This window comes from Paenibacillus sp. FSL k6-2145 (assembly GCF_037976585.1).
GTDB lineage: Bacteria > Bacillota > Bacilli > Paenibacillales > Paenibacillaceae > Paenibacillus.
In genome coordinates this window covers 110,209-128,208 of the sequence record NZ_CP150267.1, presented here as the reverse complement: position 1 = coordinate 128,208, position 18,000 = coordinate 110,209, and the positions used below count along the sequence as shown (strand labels likewise).

Annotated in this window: 17 protein-coding genes and 1 pseudogene; all 18 read left to right on the top strand. The window is 41.4% G+C overall.

What is annotated here, in order from left to right:
• Nucleotides 1-5 precede the first annotated feature (5 nt).
• The 18 genes and pseudogenes from NZ043_RS00565 (at nt 6) to NZ043_RS00480 (ending at nt 17,753) form a co-directional block, all read left to right on the top strand.
• Nucleotides 6-443 (top strand): DUF4280 domain-containing protein, encoded by a 438-nt coding sequence (locus tag NZ043_RS00565; RefSeq protein ID WP_133385614.1) that lies wholly within the window; start codon nt 6-8, stop codon nt 441-443.
• 1 nt (nt 444) lies between these two features.
• Entirely contained in the window at nt 445-4,254 is a 3,810-nt protein-coding gene (locus tag NZ043_RS00560) for a polymorphic toxin type 15 domain-containing protein (RefSeq protein WP_165980232.1), read from the top strand.
• A 16-nt stretch (nt 4,255-4,270) separates the two neighbouring features.
• Entirely contained in the window at nt 4,271-4,807 is a 537-nt protein-coding gene (locus NZ043_RS00555) for a T6SS immunity protein Tdi1 domain-containing protein (RefSeq protein WP_276323994.1), read from the top strand.
• Complete coding sequence (locus tag NZ043_RS00550; protein WP_240768067.1) at nt 4,804-5,259, top strand: SMI1/KNR4 family protein; 456 nt, start codon at nt 4,804-4,806, stop codon at nt 5,257-5,259. The genes NZ043_RS00555 and NZ043_RS00550 overlap by 4 nt, the downstream gene beginning before the upstream one ends.
• A gap of 26 nt (nt 5,260-5,285) precedes the next feature.
• Nucleotides 5,286-5,780, top strand: a complete 495-nt coding sequence (locus NZ043_RS00545; RefSeq protein ID WP_062835590.1) for an SMI1/KNR4 family protein — start codon at nt 5,286-5,288, stop codon at nt 5,778-5,780.
• Between the two features lie 559 nt (nt 5,781-6,339).
• A complete protein-coding gene (locus tag NZ043_RS00540) occupies nt 6,340-6,471 on the top strand; it encodes a hypothetical protein (RefSeq protein WP_268801806.1) in 132 nt (43 codons plus the stop codon).
• 6 nt (nt 6,472-6,477) lie between these two features.
• A pseudogene (locus NZ043_RS00535) lies at nt 6,478-6,576 on the top strand (HNH endonuclease); the annotation flags it as partial.
• 20 nt (nt 6,577-6,596) lie between these two features.
• The gene (locus NZ043_RS00530; RefSeq protein ID WP_133385612.1) at nt 6,597-7,073 is read left to right on the top strand and encodes a hypothetical protein; all 477 of its coding nucleotides are present in this window, start codon (nt 6,597-6,599) and stop codon (nt 7,071-7,073) included.
• A 344-nt stretch (nt 7,074-7,417) separates the two neighbouring features.
• A complete protein-coding gene (locus NZ043_RS00525; RefSeq protein WP_339310178.1) occupies nt 7,418-7,567 on the top strand; it encodes an Imm3 family immunity protein in 150 nt (49 codons plus the stop codon).
• Nucleotides 7,568-8,219: 652 nt separating this feature from the next.
• On the top strand, nt 8,220-9,155 hold the full coding sequence (locus NZ043_RS00520; RefSeq protein ID WP_133385610.1) for a WG repeat-containing protein: 936 nt from the start codon (nt 8,220-8,222) through the stop codon (nt 9,153-9,155).
• A gap of 185 nt (nt 9,156-9,340) precedes the next feature.
• On the top strand, nt 9,341-9,820 hold the full coding sequence (locus NZ043_RS00515) for an antitoxin YezG family protein (RefSeq protein ID WP_133385609.1): 480 nt from the start codon (nt 9,341-9,343) through the stop codon (nt 9,818-9,820).
• Nucleotides 9,821-9,972: 152 nt separating this feature from the next.
• On the top strand, nt 9,973-11,388 hold the full coding sequence (locus tag NZ043_RS00510) for a phage baseplate assembly protein V (RefSeq protein WP_339310175.1): 1,416 nt from the start codon (nt 9,973-9,975) through the stop codon (nt 11,386-11,388).
• Nucleotides 11,389-11,424: 36 nt separating this feature from the next.
• Nucleotides 11,425-12,531, top strand: a complete 1,107-nt coding sequence (locus NZ043_RS00505) for a pentapeptide repeat-containing protein (protein WP_339310173.1) — start codon at nt 11,425-11,427, stop codon at nt 12,529-12,531.
• The gene (locus tag NZ043_RS00500) at nt 12,531-13,046 is read left to right on the top strand and encodes a hypothetical protein (protein ID WP_339310171.1); all 516 of its coding nucleotides are present in this window, start codon (nt 12,531-12,533) and stop codon (nt 13,044-13,046) included. The genes NZ043_RS00505 and NZ043_RS00500 overlap by 1 nt, the downstream gene beginning before the upstream one ends.
• A gap of 15 nt (nt 13,047-13,061) precedes the next feature.
• A complete protein-coding gene (locus NZ043_RS00495; protein ID WP_339312605.1) occupies nt 13,062-13,496 on the top strand; it encodes a DUF4280 domain-containing protein in 435 nt (144 codons plus the stop codon).
• 2 nt (nt 13,497-13,498) lie between these two features.
• Nucleotides 13,499-16,888, top strand: a complete 3,390-nt coding sequence (locus NZ043_RS00490) for a hypothetical protein (RefSeq protein WP_339310169.1) — start codon at nt 13,499-13,501, stop codon at nt 16,886-16,888.
• Nucleotides 16,889-16,890: 2 nt separating this feature from the next.
• Nucleotides 16,891-17,337: a hypothetical protein gene (locus NZ043_RS00485; RefSeq protein WP_133385604.1), complete on the top strand. Its 447-nt coding sequence runs from the start codon at nt 16,891-16,893 to the stop codon at nt 17,335-17,337.
• A gap of 26 nt (nt 17,338-17,363) precedes the next feature.
• Entirely contained in the window at nt 17,364-17,753 is a 390-nt protein-coding gene (locus tag NZ043_RS00480) for a hypothetical protein (protein ID WP_133385603.1), read from the top strand.
• Nucleotides 17,754-18,000: the final 247 nt, after the last annotated feature.

Here is an 18,000-nt window from a genome sequence, read left to right as displayed (position 1 = left end):
GCGAAATGGCACAAGGTAATCAAGAGAGTGAGATCAGTCTTCAACCTGCTACAGGAGATTCCAAGAGTTATGTGGTTGCCGGAGCGATTCTGCATTGCAGTTGTGGTACACAGCGTACCCGATTAAAGATCCCATTTAGTCATGGCGTTTACATCAAAGGCAAGGCTCAGTTGACGATTGAAGATTATGTACCTGGAGTCCATATTGGATCATTTGGGAATTGCTCCAATATGGAGAATCCAGCTGTATCCAACAGTATGATGGTGGATATCTATGGAGTGAAGAAAGCACCGTGTGTACCTGTATTGACTATGCCTTGGCTACATGGCAAAGGAGATGCCAAGGTGGAAGGGAAAGCTGCTCTACTTGGTCACTGTACGCATAAGTGTCTGTATGGTGGAGATATCGTCATCGAGGATGACGGACAGCAGCTGGATTTTTGAGATGAGCGAATCAAAGAAAAAGGTACAGGAACGCATCGGATACGAACAACTCCGTTTATATTGGCCGTATAAAGTGCAATGGTTGGAAGAAATCCGAATTACCCGACAGATTAATGAGCATGCGAAGTTATATATTAGCGGCGTTATACCGGAGGAAGATGGACCAGGCATCCTTCATGTCCAGGCTGAAGGAGAACCGATTGTACTAAGACAGCTAGATGAAATGGGGAAATCTGTAAGGCGTCTGTTTCATGGCGTGATGACCTCATTAACTATACATTTAGTTGGTGGTATATACCGATTCGAGCTAGAGGCCATATCGAATACATATCAGATGGACATTGAAATTTCCGAGCGAGCATTCCAGAACAGGGCGATGTCCTATGGAGAATTAGTTAAATACGTGATGAAGGCGTATACCTACTCGGATGTAATTGATAATGTCACAGAGAATACCCAATTGGGAGAACTTGTTTTACAATATAGAGAAACCGACTGGATGTTTCTGAGACGTTTGGCTTCCCGGTTTGGTACCGTACTGGTGCCTGAGGTGACAGCGGCTTCACCTAAATTGTTCTTCGGGTTACCCATGGGCAAGTTGTGGAAATGGCCTCTGGATCGTCCATATCATGTCAAGAAAGAAATGGGCCATCTGAATTGGCATGGGGATGAGCAGCATCGGTATATGATGCAGGATCCCAAAGGTACACAGGGGGCGCTCATATATACGATGGAGTGTTATGAAACCTATGCTTTGGGTGATAAAGTCGAACTGCCTGATGGGAAAGAATTAACGGTAACTCAAGCGGAATCCCGATTGGAATCCGGATTGCTTATGACTACATATCGTATGATGTTAGAAGATCATATTCGGGTTCCACGATCCGATCTTCTGGATCTCATTGGCCTCTCCTTGTACGGTGAAGTAATCCGCATTATTGGTGATCGTGTACAGATGGAACTGTATATCGAAGATGGTCCGATTAAAACAGAATCTTCCTGTCCATATCCTTTATCGACATCTTACGTCGCCGAAGGTCACAGCGGACTCTACCTGACGCCAGAGATTGGTGACACGGTGGAACTATACATTCCCGGAAGTCGCGAGTCCAAGGCTTATATTCGTCATGCAGTGCCCGAAAGCAAGCGTTCGGTTTCCGGTGGAACGCAACACAAACTGTGGGGCCATCCTGACGGACCATCTATTGGTATGTCATCGGATGAGGTGACCGTACAGGCTGGAGCTGGATTAGTCATCACACTGAATGACCAAGGTGTAATGATGCAGAGTGCAGGTAACATCTCGATTCAGGGTGGCAGTCTATCACTTAAAGCAGGTCAGATTAAAGCAACCGCCCCTGAAGCAATTTGGCTTCTTGGCGGAGGAAGCAGCTTTATATTGGATGGACAAGCTGATGTTCGTGCTGGACTGCTCCAACAGGAAGGCAGCCATAAGGCACCGGTCGTGGTAGCTGATTTGCCGCCGGAGCCGGAGCCGCCCCTTATTCCGCTTGAACAATATGAGGCAGCTCAAGCAGCAGCTGCAGCCGAAGCAGCTGCTATGCAGCCTTCCGTGGTTAACATGAAGGAGGTCTCCCTGTTTGGTGCAGCGGTCGCCATGGCGGGCATGATCCCCGTTTTGGGTATGCTTGGAGGTGCACCAGCCATTGCGGCACAGGCCGTTGTCGTTGGCGCTGCAGCAATCGGCTTGATCGGGAACATCCCAAGTGCAGGATCCTTTAAGCCTTCGGCCCTACAACTTCTGAATCATCTGAATGGTGATTTCGTGGGCAAGATGCAGCAAGAAGAGGCTTATAAGCACCAATTATTTGGTAAAGTTGTCTCAGCAGCACGAGAGTTAAGCACGGCTACTTCCTTTATGGATTTTGTGAAGAAACTGCATCAGCAGGAAAAGGAAATTAGCCAGATGTATTATCAGATTCCAGGCAATACGAGGGAACATTGGGCTCATCAACAGGTTGACCAAGAGTTGAAGGAAGCACTCGTGTATTATGGGGATGTGAAGCAGAATGACATTAAATATGAACTCTTTTTTGGCCCTTATCATAACGGCATTGCTCGAGATATCGGAAGAATAGACATCACCGCCGAGGAAATGGGTGACTATAATTACTGGCAGAAACAGAATCTGACGGTCGAACAGAAGAAGTATCTTGCCCGGCGAATTATGGCTCCCATGAGCGAAGAAGAATTATCTACTCTGATGGGTGAATTCGAGCAACACGAGATGACTATGAAAGGATTGGACGGGGAGTTCAATGGATTTACGGGCAGAGTAAGCACGAAAAAGGGTTCTTCAGGTGTACCTGAACCCTCAGACCATCCAGGAACAACAGGTTCTCCAAGTGCTGCTTCTAAAGGAACAACGACGACAGACAAACCGGCTACAAGTAAAACAAAGACATTTGTGAAAAAGTCAAAAGATGTGATTGTTAAAGCCTTCAGCGATTATTATAAAGAGAGCCAGGTCATCCGGTTTCAGCCTTGGGGCAACTTGGGAAAAAACAAGCCCAAAGAGTCGGGGAATGCCGGGGAAGTGGGTTCCGGAGGGAAAACAAGCTCGAACGCTGGGAATAAGTCAATTGACGGGGCAGGAACAAGTTCCTCCAGCAATGGCAAGAAACCGAATCAGACCCCGAGCAGCAGTAAGAAGTCGGAATCGTCAGGTGAAACGGATGCTACTGCATCGAGTCCAGGTACAGGGAAGAAGTCTGGCGACGGTGAAGGCACAAACTCACCAAGCAGTGGTAAGAAAACGGGTCAGACACCGAATACTAGTAAGAAGTCCAAATCATCGGGTGAAACGGATAGTACGGGTTCAAGTTCAGGTACAGGGAAGAAGCCTGGCGATGGTGAAGGAACAGGATCATCAAGTAGTGGAAAGATAGAGGATCCAACTCCGAATACCAGTAAGAAGACCCAAACATCCGGAGAACCGGACACTTCAGGATCAAATACAGGTACAGGGAAAAAGTCGAGCGAGGGTGAAGGAACAAGCTCATCTAGCGCTAATAAGAAAGATAATCAGATTCCCAACAATCATAATCAGTGGAAACAAGATTCATCGAAGAAAAAGGATAAACGCAAAAAGGGAAAAGAAACCAAAACGAAGCCGAATGAATCGACGGAGCAGCAAGGGAAGGATAAGGACTTAGACACGTCGAAGAATAATTATAAACCAAACAATAAGGAAGAAGCGTCTGGAGCAGATAAAAGTAAACTAGAGCCTACAGAAAAAACTGATCAATCTAACTCATCAAAAGAGAGCGGAAATGTTACTCGTAATCAAGTTGTTATATCAAGAATTCCTGAAATTAAAATAATTTTTAAAAGAAATCCTAACCATGATAGTGCTGAGTTTAAAAGACAATTGAAAGATCAAGAAGAAGGGATAAATCAATTAACAGTAGATGAGTTTTTGAAAAATAGAGATAGATATCTAAGAGATGGTAGAGCTTTAGAGGGGGATGCCGCTCAAAAACTTGCTCGTAAGAAAGCTTTACAAGATAAAATAGATGAACTACGTAATGAAGGATTCTCATTTGAAGAGGCTGAAAAGAAAGCGAATGAATGGATCAAGGGGAAAGCTGCCCTTCATAATCCAGATCAAATTGCGGGTGGATATCCTGACAATATAGGCGGTCTAGGAGATATAAGAATCAATTCTTCTCTTGGATCTCAATGGAAGAACAGGATAAAAGATTTGGATAGACAGATTAGAGAAATTGCTAAGAATATGACAGAAGAAGAAAGAAAGACAACCTATTTAAATATTAAGTTACTGGAGTAAAGTGGGGGGACACACGGTGAACATTTCAAATTTTGTTTTTAAAGAGGACATGCCTACAAACGTCATTGAGAAGTACCAATCTGTAATACCTATTCAACTAATTGAAGTATGGAAGGAATATGGACTGGGTAGTCTTTCCAATGGATATCTGAAAATTATTAATCCTGATCAGTATTTAGAATTATTACAGGATACCTACAGTCGAGCAAAATTAGCAATTCCTCTATTTACAACAGCAATGGGAGATATATTGATTTGGGAAGATGGATACTTAATGGCGCTTAACTTCAGAAAGCATGAAGTAAATGTTATAGGGAAAAATTTTAAGTACTTTTTTGGGGACATAAGTGATGAATATTTTTTGAATAAAGCTCTTGACTGGTCTCCCTATCTTGAAGCGTTTGAAAAATATGGAGAGCCTGCTTACGATGAATGTTTTGGCTATGTTCCTCTTTTAGGATTAGGTGGAGCAGAGAAAGTTGAGAATTTAAAAAAAGTTAAATTTATTGAGCATATATATATAATCAATCATTTTATGGGACAAATGGAATGAAAATAAAAAAAATGGGGATAATTTGGGAACGCACGGTTGGAGATATTAGTGAAGATATAATTAATAAGGTTGAAAAAAAATATGGTATACAATTTCCTGATGACTATAGAGAATGTGTTAAAAACTATAATGGTGGGCATCCTGTACCAAATATATTTTCCTATGATGATGGAGGAGAGGGAGTTTTTGACCATTTACTAAGCTTTACAAGTGAGCCTAATATTGTTGTAGTTTATGAATTTATAAGTGATTTCATGCCAAAAGGGATATTTCCATTTGGAACAGATCCTTTTGGCAATCAGCTTTGCTTTGATTACCGAAAAAGTGAAAATTCACCTTTAGTTGTATTTCTTAACAATGAAGAATTTGGTGAGGACTCCATTACTGAGGTATGTAACAGTTTTTCTGAGCTCTTAGAAACATTACATGAGGCCAGCGATGAATTTTATTGACTTTCTTAATAGGTGGGTAGATAAGTATGGATATAGATGAAAATATTATTAAAAGTTCATATCCTCCTGTAAGTCTTCAGGAGATTGAGATAGTCGAGAAGAAGTATAATATGATTTTCCCTGATGATTATAAGAAATTTTTAATGTTAAAGAATGGTGGAAAAACTGGTACTAGAAGGAGATTTACTACAAATGATGACCAAAAAGAAGGTGAAATAGAGTCTTCTATTTTGATGTTTTTTCCTTTGTCTAATAATTTAAATAATAATTCAGAACAAAAGTATCGTCTGTACACAGAAGCAAATATTTTATCGAGAATTTATTATCCAATAGGTGAGACACCGAGGAATAATTTAGTTTGTATTGTAGTACAAGGACCTAATAAAGGGAGTGTATATCATTTCGATATGGATTATGACAATTATATTGAAAAGAAACTTCCTCTAGAGGAAGAACATATCAGACTGATCACAGAAAGTTTCACTGACCTTTTGGATAGTTTATTTGTTTCTCAGACGTAGGAATAATCGTGAATAATTTCAAAAATTAGATGTTGCAAATTATAAGGCCTATTCCATCAGAATTATTAAGGTGGGATTGGTCTTTTTGTGAGAAAAGACTTCTAAATAAATTGTCAGTTCTTCGTGAAAGATCACGCACCTTTTACGAATGTCCGAAACAGTACTGGACAATTTGATTAATTTATGGATTTGTTCGGATTATTAAACAACTTACAATAAGATCGAACAATACAACAAACACCACCACAATGCGACCTAACCGCGTTTTGTAGTTCTTGATTATCCGCCACTATATGCTAAATAATACAAATGTAAGTGGTGGATCTCCATCAAAGATCCCACCCAATGACGAATGAACCCATCATTTAACCAATAACACATATAACCCATGTAAGACCCGTATAAAGATTTAGTCATTTCGGTTGTACGCACATCAAATGCTTAAATTTTATAACTTAAATAAGGAACACCATGATTGACTCGTTTTCTTCTTTTCTTCTGGAAATTTCTCAATTGTCAGTACGCTCTCCCTAAGGGAATAGTAATAGAAACATCTGACATGGTTGATTTACAAACCATTAGCGATGAGAAATTCGTAGAGATGATCTACGATTATGAAATGCAACGCGATTTAATAGAGAACGGAACGATGATCGATGGAAATCTAAGGGTAAGAACGCCAGACATTTAAGGGGATACTTGGCATGAACTTAATGATGGAAAAACCATACAATTGGTTCCGAGTAGTGTTAATTCTAAATTTGGACACCTTGGTGGTGTAAGTGAAGTTAAATAAGAAAGGACGATACTCTAAAAATGAAAAAAGATGAGTTGTTTGGAGAAATTGTTTATGAAGATTTATGGATAGGGACGACAGAGATAACTATGTTTAGGAAAAACCAAAAAATACTTTTGAATATTTGTGGCGAAGAGAATGAGGAAATTACTCCGAATCAACGGGATGCTTTTTCGCAATTCAAAGCGAATATGCCTAGCATAGTAAAGGAAAGCGAAGATAAGATTTTAGAGTATTATTTAGAAAATTATGAAGATTATCGAGCAATGCAAAGTGATTGTGAAGAAGTTGAAAAAATTGCTCCAAAGATTTCATCAATAGACAAGTTAGGGAGACTTGTTACGCCTACAGGTTTGCTAATAAGATATGATTTCGAAGATGGTATAAGAAGAGTAGGGATATTATGTGATTGCACTTGGGAACAAGAACATGGATTAGGTATTAGTGTTGAAAATGAAGAAGTAGTAGAAGTGGGTCTTCAAGATATTGTACTTTAACAGGTTCTGTCAAAGACTTAGTGTAAACTTGGTTTATAACCCCAGCAACAAGACCGTACAATGCCACAATGCGAGTTAGCCGCCCCTGTTTGGTCTTTTTCATTCTCTAATATAGATGGCGGCGGTTAATGAAGTAACCCTCACCCAGTGACGAATGAAGCCATCATTCAACTAATCTCATACTTAACCCATGTAGTATCTGTATAGAGATTTCTTCATTTTGTTTGTACGCAATCAACGCTTGAATTTTAAGTTAATTTAAGGCGAAGTATCTGAATATAACAATTGAATTATTCATAATGGGGGCATCCCTGTTATTCCAAAAAATTAGTGGAGGTATTTATATGCACTGGGAATACAAGGAATTGTTTGACGCAGTAAATGAAACATACAATGAGTTTAAGTTAGAAAATATGAGTGGCACTAAAGCATTATCTAGAACACTTAGCGAATTTGAAACAACAATGAATCTCGGTATTTTGAAAAATCTATAATAGTTATAGCTTACGGTGAGATATTATTAACGCATGTAGAGGTGTTTCATAAATCTAAAGAGTATTTGTTAAAAGAATTGAAAGGTTTGAGTCTACATCAACTAAAGGATAAGTTGTCTTTAGAACAATTTAACGATCTTAATACACGTAGAAAGGTAATATTAGAGAATATTGAACAGAAGACTGTAACAACTATACTAGATTAGAATTGGTAGTAATGTTGTTGATTCATTTTATTTGTGATTGCACAGATATTCTTTACAGTGTACAAAGCCACAATGTGATAGTTCCTATAAAAGCTTTAAAGTTTCCTATTTTGGGGGGATGAAAAGCGTCAGTCCGAATAAGCGGGACAGCTAGTTAAAAGGCAAACCATCAAATGGAGTGCAAGCAAAGTTTATAGAACAAAGAAGAGATGGGTTCGTATAAAGTACCTAATGATTGGAAGAAGACCATATCTAGTTTAGGGAAAACATAGTATCACTTAGAAGTTGCAGCAGAATGGGATTTAATCCTTTTGTTATACATATTATCCCCTGAAAGACAAAGGTAGAAGAGCTTAAGATGGTTGGGTGCGTTCTTTGTCAAGTCGGCCTTTTTAGTTATGATGCATTAGCGGTGATAAAAAAAGATTAATGGGAGAATTTATAAAATGAAGGATAATGTTCTATATAAAATTATAATAAATGAGAAGTATGGTTTTATTAATAAACAAGGTGACATTATAATTGAGCCTTCTTATAAGGCTGTAAACAATTTTTGTGAAGGTTTAGCATATGTTTGGACGTTCGATGATAAGGAAGGATATATAAATACTGAAAACGAATGGGTCATTGAATTGAGTGCTGACTTTCTAGGGGACTTCGAACATGGCTTAGCATTGGTTTATTATAAAGGAAAGTATGGATGTATTAATAAGCAAGGAGAGTTTGTAATAGAACCGATCTTCGATAGAATACATGGAATAAATCCGGGGCTTTCAGTTATAGCGGAGAAAAATAAGAAGGTGGGTGTTTTTGGGGTATCTGGTGAAATTATTATAGATCCGATTTTTGATGTTATGGGTACATTTTCAAATGGATTGGCACTAGTAAAGCAAGGGACAAAATTTGGTTTTATAGATGATAAAGGTGAGCTGAAAATTGATTATCAATTTAATTCAGTATCCAATTTTTCAGAGGGATTAGCTGAAGCCTCAGCAGACGGTGAATTCTATGGCTTTATTAATCAACAAGGGGAGTTTCTTATACAACCTGAGTATTATCAAGTTTCAAGTTTTTCCGAAGGGTTAGGAGGATTCAAATTAAAAGCAAATGGAAAATGGGGATTTATAGATCACTCGGGGATTAGGGTTATCAAAGATAAATTTCAAAGTGTAGGTGACTTCCAAAATAACTTAGCACCAGTTGAAAGTAAGGATATGTATGGATATATTAACAAAAATGGAGAGTACATTATTAAAAACGTATTTACAACAGCTGATTCTTTTTACAATGGTCTTGGCTGTGTTACATTTAATGGAGAATGGGGCTATGTGGATGAAGGAGGAAAATGGGTATTCAAACCCAGCAATTTTGATCTTTGGTAAACGGAGGTTTTGTTCAAAGTGGAAAATAGAAAACAAGTACTAGAATTGGTGATAGAACGATCTCCATATTTTGAATTTTTATGTAAATGTGTTTAATCAATGATAGTTTGATAGTAGAGTACTCGATAGATGGAGTAGGACAAAGAAAATTACAATAGAGAATTAAATTGGAGGTTAGAGGAATAATGGAGCAACAGATGGATCCTCTTTATCCCATGATAGCAGAGCATATTCTAAGTATGATACCTAGTGATAACTGGAATGAGATTTATTTGTACGCCGAAATACTAGATGTATCCAGAGAGGTATACTTTTATTTCAACACTTCTGAGAATGAGGAGTTTATATACTCTCATGATATTCCTGAAAAATATAGACTGATTGAAAAAACTTATGATAACTTATTATTAGAATTACAAACAAAATTTAAACAATTAAGACAAATTTTTATAGACAATGATCAAGAGACGTGGACAAATTTAACCTTAACTTTAAAGCATCCTGGTAAGTTGAAAATTCATTATGATTATGAAGATGTAATAGCTTCAACTGTAACCCCAACTCAAAGACAAATGATTTTTGAGTATAAATATTTAGGATTACTTCCTGAAAAAGAAAAGAATAAACAGTTCGTAAAGAATTATTTAAATAGTCAAAATAAATAGCTGTAGAATTATCCTAATGAAAAACAATTGCATTACATGTGAACAGGTCAACTTTGGTTATATACAACCATAATTGTCCTGTTTTTTTTGTTATTTTCCAAAGCTACTCGCAAATGTTTGCGATCCATTGAAGTTGAAAGGAGATGGGCAACATGAGTTTGACTTATGAGAATCTGATTATTGAACCATATGAACTGGTGCATTTGCAAGAACTGACGATCCGGAAAAAAATGAATGAGCACACTCGGCTCGTGTTTAAGGGCATGGTGTCTGAGGAATGGAAGGATCGCTATGTCGATGTTACGGATCAAAATACCCCAATTGAAGTGTGGCAAAAAGATGAGGATGGTAATAAGAAGCCTCTGTTCAAAGGCATTCCACTATCTGTTGAAGTGCAGGTTGTCAGAGGCGTATATACGCTCCACGTGGAGGCCATTTCACATACATACCGGATGGACATTACAAAACGAACGCGTACATTTCAAAATGTCAAAATGAAGTTACCCGATTTGTTAAAGGAACTGGATCAGGATTATCCGGGGCTGGACGTGATTGATGAGGGAACAGGTGGGGCCAAGATCGGGAAGGTTGCCGTGCAATATCAAGAAACGGATTGGGCATTTCTCAGGAGACTTGCTTCTCGTTTTCACACCAGCTTGATGCCGGCCGCTCAGTTTGACAGCCCCAAATTTTATTTTGGCGTCTTTGAGCACGGAAACTCAATCGATCTGGACAATACACGTTATACAATCCGCAAAAACATGGCACCATTCATGTACTTTACCGAAAACGATACGTTAAAGGTCAACGAATCAGATTTCATTATATACGAAATCGAGACAGATCAGGTGATGGAGCTTGGACATCATATTACCTTCCGAGGCAGAAGCCTATATGTGACTGAGGCATATACCGAGCTTGTGGGAGGAATAGTGAAGCACCAATATGTACTTAGCCTTCATAGAGGACTAAGACAAAAGACATATTACAATTCGATAATTGCCGGAAGCTCATTACTTGGTCGCATCCTTTCAGTGCATGGTGGTCATGTAAGAGTTCAGCTGGACTGTGATGAAAAACAGGAGGAAGAGGAAGCGTTGTGGCTGTTGTATCAGTCGCCATACATCGCAGAGGGGCAGACAGGTTGGTATGTCATGCCTGAAGTGGGTGATCCGGTGGCCGTATATTTTCCTACGCAAAACGAAGAAGAAGCCTATGCGACAGGAGCACCCCGTCTGGATAACAAGGTAACTGGAACGAACCAATTGAACAAACCGGATCATAAAATTTTCCGTACGCCTTATGGCAAAGAAATCAGACTAACCCCAGATTCCATCTCCATTAGCAGCAAAGAGGGCGAGGTGTTCATTCGTCTCAGCGGGGACGAGGGCATTCAGATCATCGGAAGCCAGCAGATTCGGATGTCTGCTGGGGGCAATATCTCGCTCAAAGCCGGAAAGAAAATTACGTTATCTGCGGATTCACAATTGTTGCTGGAAGGCGGGGGAGGGACATTCAAATTGGTTGGACAAGCAAAAATGAGTGGATCAGAAGTGAAAGCCAACTAGTATAGGGTGACGTATGGGCAGGAGGGATAATTTCCAATGGATCGCAAGGAATCTATATTACATTTTTATACCCATCAGGTAAAACCTGCGCGGGCCAAACTTATGGATGATTTGCAGCATACGCTGCATACAAGGTATACGGAATTGACAGCTGAGCTCCTAAGTCATTTCAGGTTGATGATTCAGGAAGTCAGCGACGCCCAAAAGCGTGGGGCGAAAGGGCCGATCGCTTACATTCAATATTCTATGTTGCGAACAGAACTTCTTGGAGGGGCGATGAATGTCCTGGTCGAAGCATATGATGCTTCATGGTTGTTGGATCGAACACCCATCCGTTCATTCTATTCTTCCCACTGGGCCTATGAGTGTCTTGAACGGATGCTCAATGGATTAAGAGAAGAACTTCCTCACTATCAAGGAACCGTTACAGTGGTAGAACTGGACCGCATCATGCTACAGGAAGCGGCGTTGGTGAATCGGTATCTTGTACATTTTATACGCCGTAGCTGTAGCGCGCTGGAGGACTTCGAATGGAACTCCCTTATGGATCTGGAACAGATATTCGAAGTACGTGTAGGAGAATACTTGGATGCTAGTGAGTGCGTATTTCGTCTTGATCGAAGGAATAGGAGCATTGAGGAGATTGGTGAAGCATTGGAAGAAAGTGATGGTCTTGAGGTCATGTACGCGCACTTTCAGGGACTGGATATGAGCGAGATGGAATGCAGCGATCTTGATTTTCGTTACAGCCGTTTTGATCGTATCGATCTGCATTCTACCGATTTTCAACGCTGTATCTTGATAGGGACACGTTGGCGCAATTGTAGTCTGGAGAACACCAATTTCACCGGAAGCATTCTATATGGGGCAGATTTCAGCGGGTGTTCTCTGGAAAGAGCTGTTTTCAGGGAGATAATAGGGGAGGTAGGACATCCGGAAGGACTCGCTCAAGGTCCAGAATACGATGCGCTTAACTTCGAGAATTCAAACCTTTCAGGTGCTGACTTCCGAGGGGCACACCTTCGTGGAGCCATATTCCGTGGAGCCAATCTAACAGATACGTTATGGGAGGGTGCTGATGTGGAGGGTGCGATTTTTGACGATGCCGAGAGGAGGCGAGGGTTATCCGATACTTTCGTCTAATGGCCGATCCCAGATGGATACACCGCGTAGAGACTGAGCCTGTTGGTGAACTGCAACGCAGGACCTGGAATGAGGCTTTTCATGATTCGGGCAGTGAGCATACAGCAATTAACCTTTATGTGCGAAGCGGCTTCCATGTGGATTATACGGATTATTTGGAACAGCCGGTTCCCTTGGTTTCAGATCAATTGCTTGAAACACTTATTTTGTATTGTCCTCAGCTCAAGCGAAGGGCTACCGTATTAACGGACAAGGAGCGAATGACCCAAGAGACGTATTGGGCCATTCATCCTCCTGCACTGGCAAACGTATTATCTCCTCATACTCGTCGGCGCATGGATGGAAGTCTGGAGCGGATCGTACTGAAGCGAGATTTCCCGGAGGTACCCCTGTTCCAATTGATGGAGCTGCGCGAAACCGTGATCATTGTCAATCTAGCGTTGTCGGAGAGCATTCTGCGGCGAGATGTCGCAGGAGTACAATTCATTCCGTTGGATTTGGAACAAACGAATTAGAAAGGAGAGGTTATGATGGCGCAAAGTCAAGATCAGGAGGCCCAGATTCATACGGCTGGAGAAGCCTCTAAAAGCTATGTCGTTGCAGGAGCGATACTTAAATGCAATTGCGGGACGCAGCGTACACGATTGAAGATACCATTCAGTCATGGCGTATATATCAAGGGAAAGGCGAAGATGACTGTCGAGGATTATGTTCCAGGTATTCATATTGGATCGTTCGGTAACTGTTCCAATCCAGTTAATCCAGTAGTGGCGGCAAGCACGATGGTTGACATCTATGGGGTTAAGAAAGCGCCTTGCGCTCCCGTGCTGACCATGCCTTGGCTTCATGGAAAGGGAGATACCAAGGTGGAAGGGAAAGCTGCACTGCTCAGTCACTGTACGCACAAGTGTCTGTATGGCGGAGATGTCGTCATAGAGAATGACGGACAGCAATTGGACTTTTGACGATGAATGAAATTACGGAGAAGAAACTCGACCAGATCGGTTATGAGCAAATTCGTCTATATTGGCCTTATCGTGCACAGTGGTTAGAAGGCGTGCAAATTACCCGCCAAGTGAACGAGCATGCGAAACTCTACGTCAGCGGTATAATTCCGGAAGAGGATGGGCCGGGCATTCTTCAAGTTCAAGCTGAAGGGGAATCTATCATACTCAGACAAGTCGATGAAAATGGTAGATCAGTGAGGAGACTCTTCCATGGCGTAATGACATCGCTCTCGGTTCATTTGTCGGGAGGGGTCTATCGATTCGAACTTGAAGCTTTGTCCAACTCCTATCAAATGGATATGCGAATTGAGGAACGAGCCTTTCAAAACAGAGGGTGGACGTTCAAAGAACTAATTCAATTCATTATGAATTCTTACCGCTATTCGGATGTCATGGATCAGGTTACAGAAAATACCTCATTGAGCGGACTTGTATTACAATATAAAGAGACCGATTGGATGTTCCTACGCAGGCTTGCCTCGCGATTCGGTACAGTGCTGGTCCCCGAAATCACAGCGGCATCACCAAAACTGTATATCGGTTTGCCCGCAGGTAAGTTGTGGAAATGGCCAGAAGACCAACCTTATCAGGTTCGTAAGGAGCTGGCCGGAATCGACTGGCACGGCTCCGGAACGGAAGATCGATATATCATTCAGGGCCCCAAGGGATCGCAAGGCGTATTGCAATATACGGTGGAAAGTGTCGAGACCTATGCGTTGGGAGATAAGGTCGAACTTCCGGATGGCAGAGAGCTGACCGTGGTGTATGCCCATTCGCGACTGGAATCCGGATTACTCATGACGACATACCGCATGGTACTCGAAGACCACATTCATGTACCTAGATGCAACCTATCGGACCTGATTGGGTTATCGCTGTACGGCGAGGTGGTCCGCGTGATTCATGATCACATTCAGATCAAATTGCCCATGGACGAGGGCCCGATGACGCAAGGCTCCGCCTGCCCCTATCCGGTCGCGCCAGTTTATGCTGCGGAAGGGCATAGCGGATTATACATGATGCCGGAGATCGGGGATCAGGTGGAATTATATTTTCCAAGTAGTCTGGAATCCGGAGCGTACATTCGTCATTCTATCTCTGAGGGTAAACGTTCCACTAACGGAGGAACAGAGCATAAAGTCTGGGGGCATCCTGCCGGGAGCTCTATCGGGATGTCGCCTGAGGAGGTTACACTGCAAGCCGGATCCGGGTTAACGATTACCTTGAATGATCAGGGGATCGTATTGAATAGTCCAGGCAATCTGTCCATTCAAGGTAGCAATATCCTGCTTGCGGCCGGACAGATCGAAGCTACAGCACCAGAAGCGATTTGGCTGCTTGGCGGGGGTGGTAGCTTCATTTTGGACGGGGAGGCCAACGTACGAGCAGGTCTATTGCAACAGGAGGGCAGCAACAAAGCGCCTGTTCATGTGGCGGATCTGCCTCCGGAGCCGGAGCCACCGCTGATGCCGATTGAGGAGTACGAAGCGGCTCAGGCCGCAGAGGCTGCTGCAGTGACGCAGGCATCAACGACGAACCCGAAAGATGGATCGTTGGCTGGAGCTGCGTTGGCCATCACTGCTATGATTCCGATCCTGGGAGCTCTAGGGGGGATTGCTGCTCAGACAGCCATCGGCGTAGGTATTGCTGCCGTTGCCACGGGTCTCATCGCGAGCGTGCCGAAGATAGGCTCCTTCAAGCCTTCGGCTCTGAATTTGCTGGACCGATTTACGAATGGATTTGCTGAACTGCAACAGCAGGAGAACGAAGCAAAATGGACGATGTTGGGTAAAATGCTGACGGCCGCCAAAGAGTTGACTACATCGACTTCCCACATTGATCTACTCAAGAAGTTGCATCAGCAGCATCAGGAAATTAGTGCCACATACTATGATATTCCAGCTTATATTCGAGAGAAATGGACGAAACAACAGGCGGATCAGGAACTGAAAAGTTCGCTGGATTATTACAATAAAGTGATGGAAAATCCGGAGGAATACGATATTCTTTTTGTAGGGCCTCATTTTGCGAATATTACCTTCGATATTGGCAGGCCTCATATCACGGTAGAGGAACTAGGGAGTTATGATTATTGGAAGGCACAAGGGCTAAGTGTTGAGGAGATGAAGTATCTATCATGGAGGCTAAAGGCCCCCATGAGCGATGAAGCCTTTGCTGAACTATGGGATGGATATTATCAATATGATGCGACGCTGAAAGGCCTGGATACTCAAATTAATTTTAAGGGCAAGGGAGGTTCGGCAGGCGGTTCTGTAGGCCTGAGACGGTCCATCCCGCAGGCAAGTGGAACAACGACGCCCAAAGTGAACACGAGCCCGTCTTCGTCCATCGTGCCCAAAGTGAAGACATTTGTCCGAAAGTATTGGGAAGACAGTCAGAAGATGGGGATCGTGTCTGGTGGAGGGAGTCATTGGAGCAATAATAAGACGAACAAAACAGGTGAGACGGCTTCAGTGAATGGAAAGACAGCAAACAGTGGGGGCGGATCAACCTCTAAGCCTGTAGAGAACCCACCGAAGTCGAAAACAAGTTCGGGTAGTTCACCTTCTTCGAAAAAGAATGAAGGAAATTCAACGACAACGTCGAAACCAAGCACGACACCAAAGACGAAACCAGAAAAAAATGAAACACCGAATGAAGTGAATACGTGGAAGCCGTCTTCAACGAAGAAAAAGGACGAGGTAAAACCACCAGCCGACACGAAACCGCCTAAATCATCCGAATCGGAGAAACCAGAGGAGAATACAAACAAACCGAAGGATAAACTGGAAGGCACTGAGGGGATGGGTAAAGATTTACTGTCTTCCAATGGAAAGTTTAAAGATTCTAAGTTAGAATCGGATTATCAAAAGTATCTTGCTCGTAAATCTAAAGAGGGGAAACCACCACGAGATCGGTTGGAGTGGAAAAAGGCCAGAGATTACTGGTTGAATGATTCGCCAATGGCTAGAGGCAATGCATTCAATAAAAAGTCAGTTGTGGAAGAATGGTATCCATGTAATGAAGTACATTTGAGTAATGGAAAACGTTTGGATTCATACGATCCTATAAAAGGCGAGATAGTATCAAGAAAAGCGACTGATTTAGCAGATATTGAGTTATCTACATTTGAGAGTTATTTAAAGGAAATGAAGGTGAAGTACGAGCCGGGAACAATAATTAGAACAGATAAATACGCTGATTTTAAACCTCCAATTGACGGTCAACCACTTAAGGGAAAACAAATACTTGAGATTCCTGCGTCTAATAAGAACTTTTCAGGGATACAAGATTACATTGATTTGGCAAAGAATAAATATGGGATCGAAATCAGATTTAGGGAGGAGTAAATATGATAGATAAACATACCAAATACACTTTTGAGAAGATAAAATTTATTGAAAGGTATAAGAATCTAGCCACAAAGTATCAATTTAATGTTAGTGAAAGTTTCGAAGACTATGAAAGTAACCAAGTAGTAAAAATTATTAGTGAATTAGGGTACGAGTCCTCGTTTAATAAGAAGGAAAAGTTTTTTAAGATTACAGAAACACAGAATAATTATAAGTTTCAATATGTTATTTCTTTAAAATATGGTGTAGCTGAATTTATATGGTCTCTATGGGAAAATTCCGAACTTAAGATTGGTGGGACATGGGGAATATTAAAAGAACAACTAGATGGTCTGGAAAATGATAAAGTAAGGAAGCCGATATTCCGTAATTACGAAGAATTGAAAGAATTATTAGCTGATGCATTTTTAATTTATGAAGACTTTAAACGAGAGTATATGCACTAATGAAAAACGATTGAGAGGTTTGTAGCATGGCGATTTCAATATATTACTCAGCAAAACGAAAGGAATCATTAACAGATGTCGAAGGAGACCTTATAAAGAAATTGATTTCCGAGTATTCGGTACAACAAGAAATTGAAAAATTCAACAATACAGGAGAAGGATACAATTGGACTGGTTTTGATGTATATGATCTGAAAGATTCGTCTGATCCGGAGATTATTTTTGAAGGTTCTACACAGTTACCTGATAACATGGATGATGCAATCTGGGAAGGTGTTCAGCATTGGACTGCTTTACTGTCACAAATACGATGTACTGTTTTGAATACTGAATGGTATGTGGCGGTAGAAGATCATGTTCTCAAATGGGATGAGGAATATTTAGAATACGATTTATCCCCACCCAGTGCCGAATAAGTCGGGCGGCTGATTTCAAGTAGACTTAACCAATGTAATACTTGTATAAAGATTTCTACATTCCGTTGGTACGCACATCAAATGCTTTGATTTTATAACCTAAATAACGCTATTCCGTTACATTGAACAGGTCGATTATGGTCAGATACCACCATAATTGATCTGTTTTTTGTTATGTTCTTGGAAAAAGAATGAAGGAAAAGGAAATTTAACGACAACGTCGAAACCAAGTACGACACCAAAGACG

Excerpts from the sequence above, each read along its gene's own strand:
- NZ043_RS00565 (WP_133385614.1), top strand. The coding sequence starts at position 6 with ATGGCACAAGGTAATCAAGAGAGTGAGATCAGTCTTCAACCTGCTACA.
- NZ043_RS00560 (WP_165980232.1), top strand. The coding sequence starts at position 445 with ATGAGCGAATCAAAGAAAAAGGTACAGGAACGCATCGGATACGAACAA.
- NZ043_RS00550 (WP_240768067.1), top strand. The coding sequence starts at position 4,804 with ATGAAAATAAAAAAAATGGGGATAATTTGGGAACGCACGGTTGGAGAT.
- NZ043_RS00545 (WP_062835590.1), top strand. The coding sequence starts at position 5,286 with ATGGATATAGATGAAAATATTATTAAAAGTTCATATCCTCCTGTAAGT.
- NZ043_RS00540 (WP_268801806.1), top strand. The coding sequence starts at position 6,340 with ATGGTTGATTTACAAACCATTAGCGATGAGAAATTCGTAGAGATGATC.
- NZ043_RS00530 (WP_133385612.1), top strand. The coding sequence starts at position 6,597 with ATGAAAAAAGATGAGTTGTTTGGAGAAATTGTTTATGAAGATTTATGG.
- NZ043_RS00525 (WP_339310178.1), top strand. The coding sequence starts at position 7,418 with ATGCACTGGGAATACAAGGAATTGTTTGACGCAGTAAATGAAACATAC.
- NZ043_RS00520 (WP_133385610.1), top strand. The coding sequence starts at position 8,220 with ATGAAGGATAATGTTCTATATAAAATTATAATAAATGAGAAGTATGGT.
- NZ043_RS00515 (WP_133385609.1), top strand. The coding sequence starts at position 9,341 with ATGGAGCAACAGATGGATCCTCTTTATCCCATGATAGCAGAGCATATT.
- NZ043_RS00510 (WP_339310175.1), top strand. The coding sequence starts at position 9,973 with ATGAGTTTGACTTATGAGAATCTGATTATTGAACCATATGAACTGGTG.
- NZ043_RS00505 (WP_339310173.1), top strand. The coding sequence starts at position 11,425 with ATGGATCGCAAGGAATCTATATTACATTTTTATACCCATCAGGTAAAA.
- NZ043_RS00500 (WP_339310171.1), top strand. The coding sequence starts at position 12,531 with ATGGCCGATCCCAGATGGATACACCGCGTAGAGACTGAGCCTGTTGGT.
- NZ043_RS00495 (WP_339312605.1), top strand. The coding sequence starts at position 13,062 with ATGGCGCAAAGTCAAGATCAGGAGGCCCAGATTCATACGGCTGGAGAA.
- NZ043_RS00490 (WP_339310169.1), top strand. The coding sequence starts at position 13,499 with ATGAATGAAATTACGGAGAAGAAACTCGACCAGATCGGTTATGAGCAA.
- NZ043_RS00485 (WP_133385604.1), top strand. The coding sequence starts at position 16,891 with ATGATAGATAAACATACCAAATACACTTTTGAGAAGATAAAATTTATT.
- NZ043_RS00480 (WP_133385603.1), top strand. The coding sequence starts at position 17,364 with ATGGCGATTTCAATATATTACTCAGCAAAACGAAAGGAATCATTAACA.